Source organism: Natrialba sp. PRR66, from assembly GCF_034808065.1.
In the GTDB taxonomy this organism is placed as follows: Archaea; Halobacteriota; Halobacteria; order Halobacteriales; family Natrialbaceae; genus Natrialba; species Natrialba aegyptia.
In genome coordinates this window covers 1-407 of sequence record NZ_JAXHGN010000021.1, presented here as the reverse complement: position 1 = coordinate 407, position 407 = coordinate 1, and the positions used below count along the sequence as shown (strand labels likewise).

Here is a 407-nt window from a genome sequence, read left to right as displayed (position 1 = left end):
CTGGCGTTGAACGCGAACATCGAGGCGTCCCGCGGCGCGAGCGGTGACGGCGACGACGGCGGGTTCGCGGTGGTCGCTCAGGAGGTCAAGGACCTCGCGGCGGAGGCGAAGGACGCCGCGGAGGACATCGAAGGGCGCCTTGAGCGCATCGACGAGCAGACCGAGCGGACCGCGGCGCAGGTCCGGGACGTGAACGAGCGCGTCGCGGCGAACGCCGAGGACGTCCGCGCGGCCGCATCGGCGCTCGACGAGGTCGCTGACCACGCCACCGAGACGAACACGGGCGTGCAGGAGATCTCGGCGGCGACCGAGGAGCAGGCGGCGAGCACGGAGGAGGTCGTCGCGATGACCGAGGGTGCGACCGAGATCGGGCATCGGACGGCGAGCGAGGCGGAGACGGTGGCGGC

At 73.0% G+C, this 407-nt stretch carries 1 protein-coding gene; it reads left to right on the top strand.

Features of this window, described 5'->3' with window-relative positions; all coding sequences use genetic code 11:
- Positions 1-407 (top strand): methyl-accepting chemotaxis protein (locus SM755_RS23330; RefSeq protein ID WP_323174790.1); only part of this gene is annotated, 407 nt, incomplete at both ends.